This is a genomic window from Algoriphagus sp. A40 (genome assembly GCF_002002735.1).
Taxonomy (GTDB): Bacteria; Bacteroidota; Bacteroidia; order Cytophagales; family Cyclobacteriaceae; genus Algoriphagus.
The window spans coordinates 1-236 of record NZ_MUNY01000002.1 but is presented as its reverse complement, the minus strand read 5'-3'; the positions used below and the strand labels follow the sequence as shown (position 1 = coordinate 236).

General features: G+C 52.1%; 1 pseudogene. It reads right to left on the bottom strand.

Going from position 1 to position 236, the window contains the following annotated elements:
• Nucleotides 1–236 (bottom strand): annotated as a pseudogene (locus B0E43_RS23250) (DUF11 domain-containing protein); the annotation flags it as partial.

The window sequence follows — 236 nt, the reverse complement described above, 5'->3', positions numbered from 1 at the left end:
AGTCCGGTCAAAGGATCCTTAACCATTACATTGGTCAGAGTCACATTGCCCGTGTTGGTCACTGTCAGCGTGTATGTGATCACATCTCCCGCACCATCTACCAAGGCATCGTTGTCCGTTTTCACGATCTGGATGCTTGGGTTCCTTTCAATCGGAGTCTCCTCCTCGGTCTCATCCGTAGGATCTTCCTCGTCTGGGCTGTCGCCTTCGACAAGTGCCGTGTTCAACACAAAGCC